Here is a 17,413-nt window from a genome sequence, read left to right on the forward strand (position 1 = left end):
AGATGTCATATAGGTGAGATTATTTATCCATGTGAAGTACAGTACGGATAGATTCACCTTTGTGCATCAATTCGAACGCTTCGTTAACGTCTTGTAGACCCATGGTGTGAGTGATGAATTCTTGAAGACCGAATTCACCCGCCATGTAACGGTTTACGATTTCTGGAAGCTCAGAGCGGCCTTTAACACCACCGAAAGCACTGCCACGCCATACGCGACCAGTGACTAGTTGGAATGGACGTGTTGAGATCTCTTGACCTGCACCCGCAACACCGATGATGACAGACTCACCCCAACCTTTGTGACAGCATTCAAGTGCTTGACGCATTACGTTTACGTTACCGATACATTCGAATGAGTAGTCAACACCACCGTCGGTCATCTCAACAATAACGTCTTGGATTGGCTTATCGAATTTCTGTGGGTTGATGCAATCAGTCGCGCCAAGTTGTTTTGCTAGCTCGAACTTGCTCTCGTTGATGTCTACACCGATGATACGGCTTGCACCAGCCATACGAGCACCGATGATTGCAGAAAGACCGATACCACCTAGACCGAATACCGCAACCGTGTCGCCTTTTTCAACTTTCGCTGTGTTAAGTACTGCGCCCATACCCGTGGTTACGCCGCAGCCAAGAAGACAAACTTCTTCAAGTGGTGCTTCTTTGTTTACTTTCGCTAGTGAGATTTCTGGAAGTACTGTGTACTCAGAGAAAGTAGAACAACCCATGTAGTGGAAGATTGTCTCACCGTTTACAGAGAAGCGGCTTGTGCCATCTGGCATTAGGCCTTTACCTTGAGTTTCACGAACTGCCTGACATAGGTTTGTTTTGCCAGATTTACAGAACTTACATTCGCCACATTCTGCAGTGTAAAGTGGAATGACGTGGTCACCGACTTCAACGCTTGTTACGCCTTCACCAACCATTTCAACGATACCGCCGCCTTCGTGGCCAAGGATTGAAGGGAAGATACCTTCTGGATCGTCGCCTGATAACGTGAATGCATCAGTATGGCAAACGCCAGTTGCCACGATGCGAACAAGGACTTCACCAGCTTTTGGAAGTTGTACATCAACTTCTTCCATTTTTAGTGGTTCGCCTGCAGCCCATGCAACCATTGCTTTTGATTTAATGTGAGTTTGACCTGGTTTGATTTCAAGCGCCATTGGAGTTTCCTTTTAGTGTTTTACTTGCGATTAACAAAGAGCAAAGTCGGCTCGTTGTTAACGTCTTTTTTGTCTGTGCTAAGCGTAGTTGAACATGGTTCAACTTCGCCTCATCAATTCGATGGAATCTATTCTATGTATTTCTTTATGAATGATAATCCGTACATTTTGAAAATCATTATTACGTATGTGTAATAATAGATGGTATGCTGGATGCATATTAACAATGATCGGGTGCAGAAGATGGCTAATTGGGAAGGGGTGAGTGAGTTTGTTGCTGTAGCGGAAACGAACAGTTTTACCTCCGCAGCAAAAAAAATGAATACGTCGGTAGCGCAAGTGAGTCGGCGTGTTTCCTCTTTGGAAGAACGGCTCGCAGTTAAGTTACTCCACCGAACGACTAGAAGGGTGTCATTAACAGAAGCAGGGCAGCTTTATTATCAACAGTGTAAACAGTTGGTAGAAGGGTTGGAGTTAGCTGAGCTGGCTGTGACTCAAATGCAGTCGGTTCCTAAGGGATTGGTGAAAGTCACGGCACCAGTAACCTATGGGGAAACTCATTTAGCCCCATTACTGCACCAGTTCTTAGAGATGCATCCCCAAGTTGATCTAGAGTTGAATCTTACGAACCAAAAATTAGACCTGATTGAATCTGGGATTGATGTGGCAATCCGCTTAGGTCGGCTACAGGATTCAAGTATGATCGCGAGGCGTCTGGCTTCACGTCAGCTATATGTATGCGCTAGCCCTCAATATTTAGAACATCACGGTGAACCGCACACCTTATCTGAACTCGCGCATCATCAATGTTTGGTTGGGTCGGTTGAATATTGGCACTTCAAAGAATTTAGCCAAGAGAAATCATTGCGTGTATCAGGACGAATCAAATGCAATTCAGGTTTTGCATTGCTTGATGCTGCCAAACGAGGACTAGGCCTAGTGCAGCTGCCGGACTACTACGTTCAAAAAGCATTGAAGTCTGGAGAGCTACTTGAGGTATTGAGTGATTACCGCGATGAACGAGAAGGTATTTGGGCACTCTATCCTCAAAACCGTAATTTGTCTCCGAAAGTACGACTGCTCATCGACTTCTTAGCAAAGCATTTAGGCGGAGCAACTTAAGCTGCTCGCCCAGTCACTACATGCTTTTTAAGCGCCCCTTGAAGTGGGCATAGACATCGTCGTTATTAAAGCCGTCCACATTTTGACTAGAGAACACCAATGGTTCAACCCCTTGTACAAGTGCTAATTTTTGAGCCTCGGTACAGATGGTGTTGATCAATGCCATGCCAGAGATACTTGAAAAAGCACCAGTTACTCGGTCATTTATTGTGCACAGACCATCCCCATTTGGTACGCGGTTATCCAAAACAATATCGGCAATATCCATGAGCTTTAAGCCTGAGGAATGACGGCTGGGGTGCTGTGAAGATTGAGTCACTGAGGTGATAGCGACAACGGTGTGGCCTTTTTCTTTCGCCAATTGGGCAAATTCAATCGGTAGGGTATTCCGACCAGAGTTGGAGATCACGACGATGAGATCGTTAGGTGAAATATTTTGATCGTGCCAAAGAACTTCTGCGAGTCCCTCTAACTTTTCCATCGCAGAACCGCGTAATGCGCCGTCGCTAGTCAGCACGGTTGAGTCAAGAATTGCGTTGATATTGCCCAATCCACCAGCACGAATGAACCCTTCTAGCCCAATCATATGTGAATGGCCTGTACCGAGTATTTGGATCATGGCATCTGAGGTAATGGCGTTAGCAAAAAGCTGGCTGGTTTCATTAATCGCGGTTTGATTATGCTCAAATAGATCGGTTAACGCATCGATGAGCTTGGTGCTGTATTCATACATTGGGTGTCTCTCTGGATATCAACTCTTAACCATAATAATTAATCTGCTATTTGATATCAGAGAGCAGGCTCAATAATTTGCTAGAGCCTGCACAAGTCTTCAGTTATCGAGTGAGTCGCTCTTGTTCTTCAGCATCTTGATGTTTAATCACCTTATGCCCATCTTCAGAAACACCTTTTTTCCAGTAACTACTGATGTAAATCATGTCTCGCTCCACCGCTTTCTCATTGCGGAAATACTGTCGCAACGCACGCATGCTATCAAATTCACACGCACACCAGACAGCGGCTTGTCCCGCTTTCCATTCAAGGCTCTGTACTCTATCGACAAGGTCAGAAGTAACCCAATAAATGGTCATGCCTTCGGGAGCCTGAAGTAGCTGTTTGTCTTCTGCACTTTCAATTTGAATGACAGCGTAACCTTGCGCATTTTTTGGCAATCGCGCAATTTTGGCTGAAAGAGCAGGCAGTGCGGTCATGTCTGCTACCATGAAGTACCAATCTGCACTGTCGTTCATCTCCTGAATGGAACCCGGACCTCGAATCGTGATGGTATCACCCTCTTGCGCTTGCATTGCCCAGCGTGAAGCGAAACCACATTGTTGGTCTTGAGTAATATGGCGAACAAAATCAACTTCAATTTGTTGTTTGCTTTGATCAAAGTGACGGATGGTATAAGTACGTAAAACAGGACGTTCACCTTCAGCCAGACACGATATATCCGTTCCGCCTAGTTGGTTGAACTGAAGCTTGATATAGCCTCCGGAGCAATGCTCCGGAAACGTTGCGAGTATTTCACCTTGAAGTGTCATGCGTTGCATGTTTGGTGTGACAGTGTGATTGGCCAAAACCGTTAACTGGTTGTGTGTCGTCATGAATACTTACCTGATAATTATTCTCTTTCGCATTAAATTAGCAGGATAACCCTTATGTAGGTAGCAAATTTTACTTTCTTTACGTTTTTATACACATAGCGGGTTAAAGCATCGGCATAGTTGAAACAAGTAATGCTGCTGCCATTAGATAGTTAAAGCTACGCACGCGTTTTGGTGTGGTCAACCAGCGCTGTAATTGCATACCCGCGATCGTCCAAAAACTCGCAGAAGGTAAGTTGACGATGCAGAATATCGCAGCGATAAGCAGCAGCTCTTGCCATGAGTGGCTGATGCTATACACGGTTATTGCCATCATAGCCATAGACCAACCTTTCGGGTTGACCCATTGAAAGCTTGCTGCTCCGAAGAAGCTGAGTGGTTGGTAATCATGCTTTGTTTTGCTTTGGCCACTCATCGCAATACGAAAAGCCAAATAGCACAGATAAGCCAAACTTAGATACTTCAAGACGACGTGTGTTATTGGGTATTGATGAAATACGCTGTTCAAACCCAGCCCGACGACGAGTAACATAAAAGAAAAACCCAGTGAGATCCCCATAATATGAGGGATAGTGCGCCTGAATCCTGCATTTGCGCCTGAGGCCATGAGCATTAAATTATTGGGACCTGGCGTAAAGGTCGAAACAAACGCGAATACGACAACTGCACTCAATTGCTGCCATTCCATAACATCTCTCCGTAGTGTGTTGAATGATTTGTTTGACCGGTCAGGAATAGATTACTTTGATAGCAGATAAATTATGTGTTTATATTTGCTGTATTAACGTCTTATTGAACAATGAATTTAACTTATGGATAAGTTTGACGAAAGAATATTGCGTGAACTAAAAATGGACGGCAGGATCTCCAATGTCGATCTGTCTAACCGAGTTGGTCTGTCACCCTCTGCAACTTTGCGCCGGGTTCAGGAACTTGAGAAGCAAGGTGTTATTAGTGGCTACCGAGCGGTATTAGACAACAGCAAATTAGGTATCGGTTTTGCCGCTTATGTGTTGGTTGGGTTGAGTGATCATCGACGGGCAGCACAGATGGCGTTTGAAGAGTATGTGTGTGATATCGATGAAGTGGTTGAATGTCACAACGTCACCGGCACAAGTGAGTATTTACTTCGCGTCGAGTCTAAAGATCTTGTGGCTTATAAAGCATTCCATACGGACGTGTTGGGAGAATGCCCTCAAGTGAACTCCATTGTGACGACGGTAGTTATGGCGAGTCCTAAAGACACGCGCCGTTAATAAAAAACGCCAACCCAAAGTGGGATGGCGTTAACACAAGTCAGTGTTGAGGCAGTAGGTTAGCTATTTTTATAGGAAGTAGCGCACACCGAATGTCCAGTAATCTTCTTCTGCGACATTCACATCGTTACCAAGATCAAATTGGTAGGCGGCAAAGCCAGTTAAGTTTGGTGTGAAATTGTATTCCGCTTGAAGAGCACTTTGGCTATAAAGCGTTTGGTTTGCCTTATCATCTTCAACGGCTTCATAATTGACGCTTAGATTTACCCCATTCATGGCGTAAGCCAGCAACGCTTCATACTGCAACGTTTCTTCTAAGCCAGTATAAAAGTATTCATTGCTACCAATTACACCAGCGACATAAAGACCATTACCGTATGAGCCGTAATACAGGGAGAAAACATGTGATTCAGCATCGACGACCCCGACGTCACCACCGCTGTATGCGTACCCAAGGCCAACGCCCATAAAGTTTGCATGAATTGCTGCTTGGCCGCGAGTGTCGTAGGTTGCGGTATTCTCTCCTTGCCAACCGAGACCGAAACCAATTGAAGCATTTTCGCCTACTTCAAAGCTATTTCTGTAACTGACCATTCGCTCTGCACGAGCAGAGCCAAGTTCGTAATACCCCGTGCCATATAGGAAGTCGTTGGCAAATGCGATTGGCATATCAGCAACGCCACCCACATCATAATAAGGTGACCATTGCGTACCAATGACGAGTCGGCCAGCTGATTCATGAGTAGCGCCAATATACCCTAGACGGGTTGCGAAAGAGGTGTCTCCCCCTTCAAGGTAGTTGAGTGACCATTCCCCTTTGGCATCGACTGTCACGCCGTTACCTACATCTTGAGTTCCGGAAATATTCACTCGGGGTGATACTTGGTGAACTTTGGTTTCTGTTTCAAAGTATTCACCGATACCGACATCGACATAACCGCCGATTGCCAATGTTGAGCCATCACTGTTATAGATTTCAGCAGCGATGCTGCTCGTTCCACATGCTGTTGCCGCCACTGCTGCGGCTAATAGTTTTAGTTTCATGGTTGTATTTCCATATAATTAGTTTTAATTACGTTCGTTATCATTAAAAAGTGCGATGAGCGTCACGAACAATTAAAACGTAGTACGGAAAAGTGAATATGCAAACGCAATAGTATTGATTGTGTGAATGGAATAAAAAAAACGCCTACATGATCACATATAGGCGCTATCACATTGATAGACTGATATGAGAAATCTAAGGCCACAAAAGGCCCGGCGGGCAGTTTCTGTTTTATCGGGCGATGATCATTAAACAGGACTTTCCGCATTCCCTATCAGGAAGAAGGGACGGTAAAAAGAAATAGGTTGTTCACTAAAAGTAATAGCGTGCACCGATGGTCCATCTGTCATCAGTGTCTCGGTTATTGCTGCTATTCAAATCAAACTGATAACCGGTATAACCAACAAATTTAGGTGTGAAGTTGTATTCAGCTTGTAAGGCGAGTTCTTCGCGTTCCGTGGATTTTTCTTTGGAAATCTTGTCTTTTTCTTCGACCGTTTCGTAGTTAATGCTTAAGTTTAAGCTGTTAGCGAAGCCAAATGCCGCTAACAGTTCGTATGAATCACTTTCGAGGGCATCATATTTGTTATCAGCCATCTGGTAGACACCAGCCACATATAATCCATTACCGTATGAACCATATTTTGCACTAAATACATGGAAATCAAGCGAGCGAGTGTTGGCGTTGAGTCCAACTTTACCTGAGTTGTAACCATAACCAAACATAGCACCTGCCACTGAATAGCTGGCTGAAGCTTGGGTTCGGTCTCTATACCTTAGAGTTGTTGAACCTAAAATATTTGTTTCTTGGTTTTCCCCTTGCCATGCTAGGCCGAAGTTAAGGGCACCTGCTTCACCAAAACTAAAGTCATTCCGGTAACTCACCATCTTATCCGCACGGGATAAGCCAACTTTGGCGAAATTATCTGGGTATAGAAAATCGTTCGCATAGGCAATCGGCAAATCGGTAACACCTGCAACATCGTAGTATGGTGCCCACTGTGTTCCAACCACTGTGCGGCCAAGATCTTCATGAGTTAACCCGATATAACCAAGACGTGTTGTGAAAGCATTTTCGCTATTATTGAGGTAATTAATCGCCCATTCACCCTTCGCGTCAACGGTAAAGCCGTTACCAAGATCTTGAGTCCCTTCGATATTAATGCGCGGAGAGTTTGAACCTACATCAGTACTCCCTGCTTCAGAACCATTCAAATTCACAGAAACATGGCCACCAACTGCGAAGGTGGTGCCGTCGTTGTTATATAGCTCTACTGCTACTGCGTGTGTTCCAAAAGTTGCTACTGAGACTGCAACTGCGAGTCGTTTTTTGTCCATTTTCTTGTCCATAAAATTTGCCAAATGCATGCCGAAACAAAGAGTTACCCTTGTGGCTTCTCTTGCTGCTTAACAGAGGCTCAGACTGTAAATGGTGAATCGAAAAAATGGGGCACAAAAAGATATAAAACAACGAAAATTGAAGGTAAATTCTTTAAAAACAAATGGTTAAATGTTGTCTAAAATTAGAAGTTTCGAGAGTTATTTATGTTACAAATGGAAATGTATAGTGAGTGATAATTTCTGGGAATAATTTAATGCTTTAAATATTTATTTTCCTTCTATGGTTATTTAATAACCATTTTTGTGATCAATGCATTGGTTTGATTTACTTTATTGATGAAGAGGTATTACTTGACCATAAAATACAGCCTTTAAACTTATAGATAGTATATTTATTAACCAAAATCATTTTGTGTTCATCAATGAATTTTAATATATGCACTTCTAATTTATAAATGAAAATAATACTTAATTTGTCATTTATAAGCATTGATTATTTTGTCATTATGTTGGCGTGCGCCATTTTAATGACAGTGTCATTTTTTGTAACACTATGATAAATATAGAAACATTCAGGAAGAATACTTGGATTTAATATTAGGGTCCTTGAAATTAAAGATGGGAATCATCCCACATATGGAAGTGGTTACAAAATAGTAAAGGCTTAAAATTTATGCAGCTATCATTAAGAAACTTGTCTATTCGTACCCAAATATTATTGCCAGTTGTGTTTATCACTCTGGCCTTATTTTTGTCTTTGTGGGTTACCAAGAATAATCTTCAGGAAGAGCAAGACGATATCTTTAAAACAACCGATGATTTGGTTTTTTATAAAGATACGTTAGCGGACATTGACGATCAGGTATATCCGCTACGAATTAGTGCGGTTTATGCAATCTACGACTCAACACGTCGAGACACATTTCTACAAGAACTTAAATCTGGTATGGCTGAGATCGAGGTAAAACTTGATCTTATGCGTCAAGGTAAAATCTTTGTAGATGACGTAGAGGAAGTTCGTACAGAAATCGAGGATTACATTAACTACTCAACGCGTGCTGTGGATTTTTTTGAGCGTCATGATTCCGGTTTAATGTCGGACGAAGAGTACAATCAATTCATTTCTGGCTACCGTGAATCTGGCAACCATATGGTTGAAGCAATTAACCAGCTATCACTAAAAGTGAATACCTTTGCTACAGACGCGATGGCAGAAAGCGCGAGTGATAATGATAAAGTGCAAAACTCTGCGATGATCACGATACTTTCTGTATTGGCTGTTTCACTGATTGTTGCTTGGTTCCTATCTGGCATGATTGTGACGCCAATTCAAACGTTGCAAGGTGTAATGCGCAAAATTGCGCTCGGAGATTTGTCTGCACGTGCTGATGTGAGTGGCGAAAATGAAGTGGCTCAACTGGGCAAAGACATCAACCAAACCACCAGTCAGTTGCATGACACCGTTGAAGAGCTTATTCGCATCAGTGAAGAAGTAGCCTCCGCGTCTACAGAATTAGCTGCGGTGATGACTCAAACGGAAAATAATGCTCAACAAGAGCTAGCAGAAATTGAACAAGTTGCTTCTGCTGTCAACGAACTGTCTAGCACAGCTGACAACGTGAGTGACAACGCATCCATGGCTGATTCCACTGCGCGTGAAGCAGATCAGTTAGCGAAATCTGGCCTCAATGTTTTCCAAGAAAGTGCGAAAGCCAGTGAGCAAATGAATGTAGCGTTAAATGATGCGGCTCAGGTTGTGCAACGCCTGCAAGAGCAATCAGAGCAGATCAATGACGTGATTGAAGTGATTCGTAGTGTGTCAGAGCAAACTAACTTGCTTGCACTGAATGCGGCGATTGAAGCGGCACGTGCTGGTGAATCTGGTCGTGGTTTCGCTGTGGTTGCGGATGAAGTGAGAATGCTAGCGGCTCGCACGCAAGAGTCGACCGGTGAGATTCAAACCATTATCGAAGAGCTACAGAAGCAATCTGGCTTAGCTAACGACAGCATGCAGACCAGCTTAGAAATTCTGGCGAAGAACAATGATTTGGCACAACAGGCGAATGATGCCCTTGTCGGTATCACAGAATCTGTTACCAACATCAATGACACCAATGCACAAGTTGCAACAGCTGCTGAGCAACAATCTCAAGTGACCCAAGACATTAATCGCAATGTAGTGAATATGTCAGAACTGGTGAACCAGAACGTTGTAGGGATTAGCCAGTGTGCAAGTGCGAGTACCGAGTTATCTAAGCTTGCAGAAAAACAGAAAGCGCAGCTCTCTTTCTTCACACTTTAAGCGTTTGTCCTAAAGCAAAAATTTACTGCCGCACATTTATGTGCGGCTTTTTTATGCTATTAATGTTGTCACTAGTTCGGTATACCGCCATAAAACAAAAAGGCAGCATAGGCTGCCCTTCTTTTAATCATTCGATTGATTACGCTTGTGCTTCGGCACGTAGTTCAAGATTGAAATCGGAACTTCTTTACGTGGTTTGAACCCTTCAATTTCACGACGCTCAATTAAATGGCCTAAACGGCTTTCGATCATGCATAGGTTTTTAAAGTTGTCTTTTGAAACCAATGAAATGGCTTCACCTTGTGCATCGGCACGTCCAGTTCGGCCAATACGATGAACATACTCATCTGCTGGGTAAGGCAAGTCGTAATTCACAACACGTGATAGGTCAGCGATATCGATACCACGAGCGGCCACACCCGTTGAGACTAAATATTGAATTTTGCCATGACGGAAGTCTTCTAATATTTGTTCTCTGATTTTTTGGCTTCGGCCACTATGGAAAGCTTCGGCTTGAATACCACGTTTTTCCAGTTGTGATACCAGCTTTGCAGCGCCGTGTTTCGTTTCAATGAAGATCAACGCCTGATCCCACTGAAACTCTTTGATCATATGGCTTAACACAGAGGACTTCATGTCTTTGTCGACTGTCACTAGCCATTGTTCAATATTAGACTTAGAAGCACTGTGTTTCGTGATAGAAATTTCTTCCGCTTCATCAATGGCCGATTTTGCCAGCTCGCGAACTGGGTTGGATAAGGTTGCTGAGAACAAAAGGTTTTGCACATCGACAGGGAGGCGCGCAATGATCTTATTAATGTCCTCGATAAAGCCCATGTCGAGCATGCGATCGGCTTCATCCAAAACCAGTGTTTCCACTTCCTCAAAATAGACAGCGCGCTGACCGTACATATCAATTAATCTGCCGGGTGTTGACACCAGAATATCGACACCTTCGATTAAGCGTGCTTTTTGAGGCTTGTCATCAACGCCACCGTACATCGCCATAGATGTCAGGTTGAGGTTTTTAGCATAGCGCTGGATGTTTTCATCAACTTGGATGGCCAGCTCTCGCGTTGGCGTCACGATGACCGCGCGAACACGTTTTTTGCGCTTGGTTTCACTGTGTTGCAGTTTTTCCAAAATAGGCAGAACAAAACTGGCGGTTTTACCTGTGCCTGTTTGTGCCGCCGCAATAAGGTTTCTGCCGGATAGCACAATTGGGATCGCTTTTTGCTGAATGCTGGTTGGCTTTTGATAACCGAGCTCAGTAATCGCGTCGACCAGTGGGGCACTGAGTCCTAATTTGGAAAATGGCATAGGCGTTCTCTACATAGTAAAACAAGCTGACGACAAACCTGTCAGCGAAAGGCGCGTATTCTATCACGCTGGTTTGGAAAGCCAATTGAAACTAAGACGTAAGGCGGATTACCCGGCGGTTTGCTTACGGAAAAGCGACTTGCCGAAAGCGTTCACTAGCGCACCGGTAACAATTAAACTGCCGCCGATGTATGTCCAAACCGAAGGGATCTCATTGAAGGCCCATGCACCAATCAAGGTAGAAAAAACAATCTGGACATAGGAGTATGCAGACGCTTGTGCCGCCGCTTGAGTTTGCATTGCTTTCGTCAAACCATATTGGCCAATTTGAGTGAATACCCCAACGAGAACCAACATGAATGTCATCCACAAGCTTGGTAAAACAAAGTCATTCCACATGAGAAGAATAGACGTCGGTAGAGCGATCATTGGAAAATAGAGAATAATTACGGAGCTGTCTTCTGTCTGGCTGAGCCTTCTCACAATGATATAAGCGATAGCACTACCAAAAGCCCCGAGTAATGCCATCATCACACTAAAAGTGGGTAAATCTGTTGTTGTGCCGGGCTGTACCATAATCGCCAAACCTGCCATAGAGAGCAAAATACACATGATGGTGGCGCCTTGGACGCGTTCTTTTAAGAACAATACCCCAAGCAGGGCTGTAAACACGGGATGTACATACTGTAAAATGGTGGCTTCTGCTAAAGGTAATGTAGTGACCGAGTAATAAACACACATCAAAGCGACAGTACCAACAGCCCCTCGAAGTAACAGTAAAAACTTATTGTTACCCCACATGGAAATGCGTTTTCTTTTGACGTCTAAATAGCTGATGATCAGTGAGACTAAGGCTCGAGCCGCGACAATTTCAAACAATGGGATGCCATAAACACTCACGTACTTCACGCAGGCAGACATGAGAGCAAATCCCAATGCGGAAAGTAACATAAATCGAATCCCGACCGGGATGAAAGTGTGTTGTTGGGTCATATTCGCCATAAATTGTCGCTGCTTGAGGGTGACATTTATGATACGTCAATAGGCCCACTTGTGACATAAACTTATCGAAGTGTTTTTGGTAATATGGTTATTGATTAATATGAAAAATTATTTTTATATTTTAGTTCGAGTGATTATATTTAAATTAATAATAACGGCTTAAATATCATTTTATATGTATACTATTTGCCTAATTATGATCATTGAAGTTATATTCTATTTGATACAATTGTTTGAGGAATATTTAAGCGTCAATGCTTAGTAAGCATATTAACTATTGGTGACTTTAATTGCATTATCTCTGTGTTCATTTTTTATCTGTTTGATATATTTGGTAAATTTAGCTTTTTGATAGCATTGGAATTAATGTCGTGTAAGTTTTGAATCAAGATCTTATATTTCGTAATTTAAAATCAAAACAGTTTTAAATGTTTAATTGATGGTTTTATTTATACTTGAAATTGTCAATAGAATATCAATCAAATAATTTTAATAAATATTATTAATAAATGAGATATTGATATCATTTATTAATATTTGTCCATGATTCGGTTTGTGATGCCTTTTATCTTAATTCGGCTTTTAAAGCAGAAAAAATAGGATGCAAACATGAAAAATGGATATAAATTGTCAGTTGTTGCTGCAGCTATCATGGCTACAGCTTCAGTTTCTGCAAACGTCAGTGTAAACCCGGCCCCTAAAAACTCACCTTTTATCGAGGATGTGAAAGGGACCATCATTGAAGATCACTCCCCGAAGCCGATGCCCCGTTTTCGTGCTTTGGACTTAATGCGCAGTGCTCCAAGCGTTCGTGGTGATTGGTTTAACTTATCGCCGTTAACAACCGACATCCAAGGTGTTGGTGCAAGTGCAGTCTACGACTTTTTACTGCCTCCTTTGATGCCTCAACCAATTATTGTTGCGGTGATGGACTCAGGGGTAGACGTCGAGCATGAGGATCTTAAAGACAACTTGTGGGTCAATACAGGAGAGATCCCAGATAACGGCATTGATGATGACCGCAATGGCTATATCGATGATGTTCACGGCTGGAACTTCCTTGGTAACTCAATGGGTATTGATGTAGACCACGATACGCTTGAAGTAACGCGCGAATACAAAAAGTATCTGGCGCTGAAAGAGAGAAATCGTTGGATCCCACCGAAAAAGCTTAAATACTACCAAGCGGTTGAAGCGGATTACTTGGAATCAGTAACCTCAAATCAAACCCAGCTAAAAGCCGTTTTGGCAGCACAAACCGAAGCGAATGGTTACAAAAGCATTATCGAAGAGAAAACAGACCATACCGATTTCACTGCAGATGGCGTTCAAATTCTACTGACGCATTCTGACCCAGAGGTGGTGGCAGCAGCAGAAGGGTTGCTTGATGTGTTCAAGCTTTGGTATTCCTTCGCTTATATGGACTCACGTAAAGAACGCTATGAAGAAGCCCTCAACTACTATTACAACCTAGAGCTCGACACGCGCCGAGATATTGTAATGGATAACCCATACATTAATTGGGAAAAGGGCTATGGCAACAATAATGTTAAAGGCCCTGTTGGCCGTCATGGTACGCACGTTGCGGGCATTATCGCCGCCAAACGAGGTAATGGTATCGGCATTGATGGCGTTGCGGATCACGCGAAAATCATGTCTGTACGTGTCGTGCCAAATGGTGATGAGCGAGACAAAGACATTGCCAACGGGGTTCGTTATGCCGTTGATAATGGTGCGAAGATCATCAACATGAGCTTTGGTAAGAGTTACTCTCCATCGAAGTGGGTAGTTGACCATGCGTTCCGTTATGCACAGCGCAAAGGTGTGTTGATTGTGCATTCTGCGGGTAACAGCAGTAATGACAACGACATCAAACCAAGCTTCCCGAACCGTTACTCAATTTTTGGCGCTCTAAAACCTATCTCGACATGGATGGATGTTGGTGCTTCATCAAAATACGCAGATGCTGATCTCGTGACCTACTTTAGTAATTTTGGTCAGGAGTCTGTCGACATCTTCGCGCCGGGTCACCGAATTCTATCAACGACGCCAGACAACACATACAAAGCCTTCAGCGGAACCAGTATGGCGGCGCCTGTCGTATCGGGTGTTGCAGCGTTAGTGTGGTCGTACAATCCGGATCTCACGGCGGTTGAGGTGAAAAAGCTCTTGATGGATACATCGCGCACTTATCCGGGTTTGATGATAAACAAACCATCAGATCCTAAGCAGCAAGTACCATTTGAAACCCTATCTATTTCAGGGGGCATTGTAGATGCAGAAACCTTGTTTACTGACTTAGGGAATCGATACTAATTAGTTAACACTAGAGAAAAGGCGAACCATTTGGTTCGCCTTTTTGTATTTGGTCAGGTCGTTTTAAACACGACTTTTAGCAAGTAGTAGGTCCACTTTTCCTTTTGCGGTTTTACTCACGGTTTGCATAAACTGGAAGCTTGGCTTGTTGATTCCCGACTGCTCTAAGCCTTCTATCATCTGAAGCCAAAGTTTTGCTGTCATTTGTGCATCGGCTAATGCTCGGTGGAAAACACCATCGTTGTCGATATTTTTATAACGAACAAGCTCACCCAATTTATGCGATGGTGCGTCTTGAATCAGTCGTCTTGCCACTAGTAAGGAGCAAGCAAACTCACCACTGTAACCTTTGTTGATTCGTTCTAGTTCAGCATCAAGAAATCGTTTATCAAACGAAGCGTTGTGGGCGATAAGGTTTTCACCAGAAATAAATTCATTAAACGATGCCATCACCTCATCGCAACTTGGTGCGGTACGCAACATGTTATTGGTGATACCAGTGTAACTTTCTATGAAAGAGCTCACTCTGAAGCCGGGATTCATCAACTGTTGGAAACTATCAACAACCTCTCCATCGACTAATTTCACTGCACCGATTTCAATGGCGCGATCCCCCATATTCGGAGAGAGACCAGTGGTTTCAAAGTCGAGTACAACGACGGAGTTTGCTTGAGGCATGAGGTTTTCCAACTAAACGATAAGGTGCAAGAGTATCATCGAAAGCGATAAAAAAAGAAAGGCATTGATGCTCTGCTAGCATGCTGCTAAACCGTTAGCTGGCTTTGTTTTGATAACCTGCGATTGGTGGCCATACAAATAGAAGTCAACCACCTTCATCGAAGGTGGTTGAGGCGGAGAAACTATATGCACTGATTGCTATGGTTTATAAACGGTCACAGTGACGCCTTTATCACTCGTAAAATCGACACTTGATTGGCGTTTTGCAATCCCATTTTGTGTACAGGTATTGCTAGTACAAGTTCCTGCCCCTGAAGACCAAGAACCCATAAGAATATCATTACCTGAATAGTAAACCGTTGCTGTCCATGTTGAACCGTTATTCGTACTGCTAGTGAGTAGTGTAGGGGAGTCATCACTATCACTTACCGTCACTTCATCTTGGGTATCGCCAGTGGCAGCATCATCATCGGTAACGGTTAGAGTTACAGTATAAGTACCTTGGCTCGCATAGGTGTGACTGGTTGTTTTACCGTTGCCTGTATTAGTGTCTCCGAAGTCCCACGCATAAGAATTAATTGAACCATCACTATCGAAGGATGTTGATGCATCAAAGTCGCATACTAATTGTGTGCACGAGAATGTAAATTGGGCTGTGGGAGAGGAATTGCTAACGTGCCCTGTGACAATGAGTTTTGGAGAAAAGACGGATGAGTCAATGTCCAGTAGCGGTTCTTGGATGTTATCCCCTGAATCATCCGTCCAGTTAAAGTTACCATTATCAACCAAGGTCTCCCATATCGTTTGGGGATCGTCGCTTTTGCTTGCAAGTAATGCGGCAGCGCCAGCGACATGAGGTGATGCCATGGATGTGCCACTAATGGTGCCATATTCCCCTTTTTCTAGCGGATAAGTAGAAAGAATGCATATGCCAGGGGCGGCAATGTCGACGGTTGCTCCCCAGTTGCTAAAGTCTGCTAAGGTGTCATCTTGATCCGTTCGGCAGGTAGGAGTACCTTGGCCACCAGCTAACCCATTAAAGTCGGCTAGGGCAGATACGGTAATAGCATAAGGAGAATTGGCTGGCGTATAGTTGGCACTGTCAGCATTACTGTTGCCCGCGGCAACCACAACCGTCACGCCATTGTTAAACGCAGCTTCTATGGCGTCATCCATGGCACTACTTGAACCAGAACCACCTAAGCTCATATTGATGACTTCAATATTGCCTTGAGCGGCCACCCAATCGATGCCAGCAATAATACCTGATAGTGAGCCTGAACCCTGTGAGTCTAATACTTTTAGTGCCCAGAGGCGTGCGCCAGGTGCAACACCGACCACTCCTAGATTGTTATCAAGGGCAGCAATGGTCCCAGCCACGTGTGTACCGTGATAATGGTCGTCATCTCCACTCAATGTGTCATCACAGTAATAGGAGCGTCTATGTGGTGGCCCTCCAGAATGGTTAAGACAATTGGCTCCACCAACAACATATAGGTCAGGATGTTCGACATCAATACCCGTGTCGAGCACCGCAACATCGACATCCACTCGATAATCGTCAATGCCATCGATATCGAGAGAAGTCTCGTCGGCAAAAATTCGTTCAACACCAGTTGGGATCTGCTGAGCGAAAGCGGTGATCGGAATGTCTTCTTCAACATAAGATACTTTCGGATTATTTAATATGCCATTTATAGCCGCCGCAGGCACGACAATGGAGAAACCGTTAATGACATGTTCAAAGACATACCCAACTTTCCCATTCGCTTTGAGGGCGATTTCTTCGGCCACATCTTCAGGAACAGCATTGTCGTTAAGTACAACAATATAACTTTGTCGATCAGGGGGTGATTGGGAATATGCAGCTGCTGGCAGGAAGATAGCGAGTATTAGTGCAATTATCATGATTTTGGCTGTTGTTTGCATTGGGTGTTCCTTAATCAACGCTCAGAAACATGTCTATTAACTATAGGTCAATACAGCACAACCCCCCTTATATCATTTGGAAATTATAGGTTCAGTTTGTCTTAGAGTTCTTGTCTTCGTGTTATATCTAAAGGCTTTCATTGAGTTCACGAGAGTAAGGATACGGTTATTCCATCACGAAGTTCGTGTTCTGAATTACAACCTTAGCCATCTAGGTCTGAGTTACGTTCCTATCGGGTGAGCCGTAGCACACTCTTTGCAACAAATTACCTCTTATATCAAGTCAGTTAAACGGTATAATCGAAAGCTGACGCACGCCGCTCAGCG

Annotated in this window: 14 protein-coding genes; 4 read left to right on the plus strand and 10 right to left on the minus strand. The window is 43.6% G+C overall.

Annotation, left to right across the window (positions count from 1 at the left end):
• Positions 1 to 19: 19 nt before the first annotated feature.
• Positions 20 to 1,168, minus strand: a complete 1,149-nt coding sequence (locus ACQEXS_RS09225) for an S-(hydroxymethyl)glutathione dehydrogenase/class III alcohol dehydrogenase (RefSeq protein ID WP_367989419.1) — start codon at positions 1,166 to 1,168, stop codon at positions 20 to 22.
• Between the two features lie 243 nt (positions 1,169 to 1,411).
• On the opposite strand from ACQEXS_RS09225, the gene ACQEXS_RS09230 reads away from it, so the two are divergent.
• Positions 1,412 to 2,290, plus strand: a complete 879-nt coding sequence (locus ACQEXS_RS09230) for a LysR family transcriptional regulator (protein WP_427013645.1) — start codon at positions 1,412 to 1,414, stop codon at positions 2,288 to 2,290.
• 16 nt (positions 2,291 to 2,306) lie between these two features.
• On the opposite strand, the gene ACQEXS_RS09235 is transcribed toward ACQEXS_RS09230, so the two are convergent.
• The 3 genes from ACQEXS_RS09235 to ACQEXS_RS09245 all read right to left on the minus strand — a co-directional run bounded on the left by ACQEXS_RS09235 (position 2,307) and on the right by ACQEXS_RS09245 (position 4,585).
• On the minus strand, positions 2,307 to 3,023 hold the full coding sequence (locus ACQEXS_RS09235; RefSeq protein WP_427013616.1) for a sugar isomerase domain-containing protein: 717 nt from the start codon (positions 3,021 to 3,023) through the stop codon (positions 2,307 to 2,309).
• Between the two features lie 103 nt (positions 3,024 to 3,126).
• Positions 3,127 to 3,897, minus strand: a complete 771-nt coding sequence (locus ACQEXS_RS09240) for a siderophore-interacting protein (RefSeq protein WP_427013617.1) — start codon at positions 3,895 to 3,897, stop codon at positions 3,127 to 3,129.
• Positions 3,898 to 4,000: 103 nt separating this feature from the next.
• On the minus strand, positions 4,001 to 4,585 hold the full coding sequence (locus ACQEXS_RS09245; protein ID WP_427013618.1) for a LysE family translocator: 585 nt from the start codon (positions 4,583 to 4,585) through the stop codon (positions 4,001 to 4,003).
• A 124-nt stretch (positions 4,586 to 4,709) separates the two neighbouring features.
• Between ACQEXS_RS09245 and ACQEXS_RS09250 the strand changes: the two genes are divergently transcribed.
• Positions 4,710 to 5,153, plus strand: coding sequence for an Lrp/AsnC family transcriptional regulator (locus ACQEXS_RS09250; protein WP_367989423.1), 444 nt, complete (start codon positions 4,710 to 4,712; stop codon positions 5,151 to 5,153).
• Positions 5,154 to 5,222: 69 nt separating this feature from the next.
• Here ACQEXS_RS09250 and ACQEXS_RS09255 read toward each other — a convergent pair whose 3' ends face one another.
• Positions 5,223 to 6,197, minus strand: coding sequence for a porin (locus ACQEXS_RS09255; RefSeq protein WP_427013619.1), 975 nt, complete (start codon positions 6,195 to 6,197; stop codon positions 5,223 to 5,225).
• Positions 6,198 to 6,510: 313 nt separating this feature from the next.
• A complete protein-coding gene (locus ACQEXS_RS09260; RefSeq protein ID WP_427013646.1) occupies positions 6,511 to 7,536 on the minus strand; it encodes a porin in 1,026 nt (341 codons plus the stop codon).
• Positions 7,537 to 8,212: 676 nt separating this feature from the next.
• Between ACQEXS_RS09260 and ACQEXS_RS09265 the strand changes: the two genes are divergently transcribed.
• Positions 8,213 to 9,841 (plus strand): methyl-accepting chemotaxis protein, encoded by a 1,629-nt coding sequence (locus tag ACQEXS_RS09265; RefSeq protein WP_427013620.1) that lies wholly within the window; start codon positions 8,213 to 8,215, stop codon positions 9,839 to 9,841.
• A 123-nt stretch (positions 9,842 to 9,964) separates the two neighbouring features.
• Here the strand turns inward: ACQEXS_RS09265 and ACQEXS_RS09270 are convergent, their stop codons facing one another.
• Both ACQEXS_RS09270 and ACQEXS_RS09275 read right to left on the minus strand, forming a co-directional pair.
• On the minus strand, positions 9,965 to 11,161 hold the full coding sequence (locus ACQEXS_RS09270) for a DEAD/DEAH box helicase (protein ID WP_427013621.1): 1,197 nt from the start codon (positions 11,159 to 11,161) through the stop codon (positions 9,965 to 9,967).
• A 108-nt stretch (positions 11,162 to 11,269) separates the two neighbouring features.
• Complete coding sequence (locus tag ACQEXS_RS09275; protein ID WP_427013647.1) at positions 11,270 to 12,154, minus strand: DMT family transporter; 885 nt, start codon at positions 12,152 to 12,154, stop codon at positions 11,270 to 11,272.
• Positions 12,155 to 12,772: 618 nt separating this feature from the next.
• Between ACQEXS_RS09275 and ACQEXS_RS09280 the strand changes: the two genes are divergently transcribed.
• The gene (locus tag ACQEXS_RS09280) at positions 12,773 to 14,479 is read left to right on the plus strand and encodes a S8 family peptidase (RefSeq protein ID WP_427013622.1); all 1,707 of its coding nucleotides are present in this window, start codon (positions 12,773 to 12,775) and stop codon (positions 14,477 to 14,479) included.
• Positions 14,480 to 14,542: 63 nt separating this feature from the next.
• Here ACQEXS_RS09280 and ACQEXS_RS09285 read toward each other — a convergent pair whose 3' ends face one another.
• Positions 14,543 to 15,157 carry a 3'-5' exonuclease gene (locus ACQEXS_RS09285; RefSeq protein ID WP_367989430.1) on the minus strand — a complete coding sequence of 205 codons (615 nt, stop codon included), beginning with the start codon at positions 15,155 to 15,157 and terminating at the stop codon, positions 14,543 to 14,545.
• 198 nt (positions 15,158 to 15,355) lie between these two features.
• On the minus strand, positions 15,356 to 17,086 hold the full coding sequence (locus ACQEXS_RS09290; protein ID WP_427013623.1) for a S8 family serine peptidase: 1,731 nt from the start codon (positions 17,084 to 17,086) through the stop codon (positions 15,356 to 15,358).
• Positions 17,087 to 17,413 lie beyond the last annotated feature (327 nt).

This window comes from Vibrio sp. TRT 17S01, assembly GCF_050113695.1.
Classification (GTDB): domain Bacteria; phylum Pseudomonadota; class Gammaproteobacteria; order Enterobacterales; family Vibrionaceae; genus Vibrio.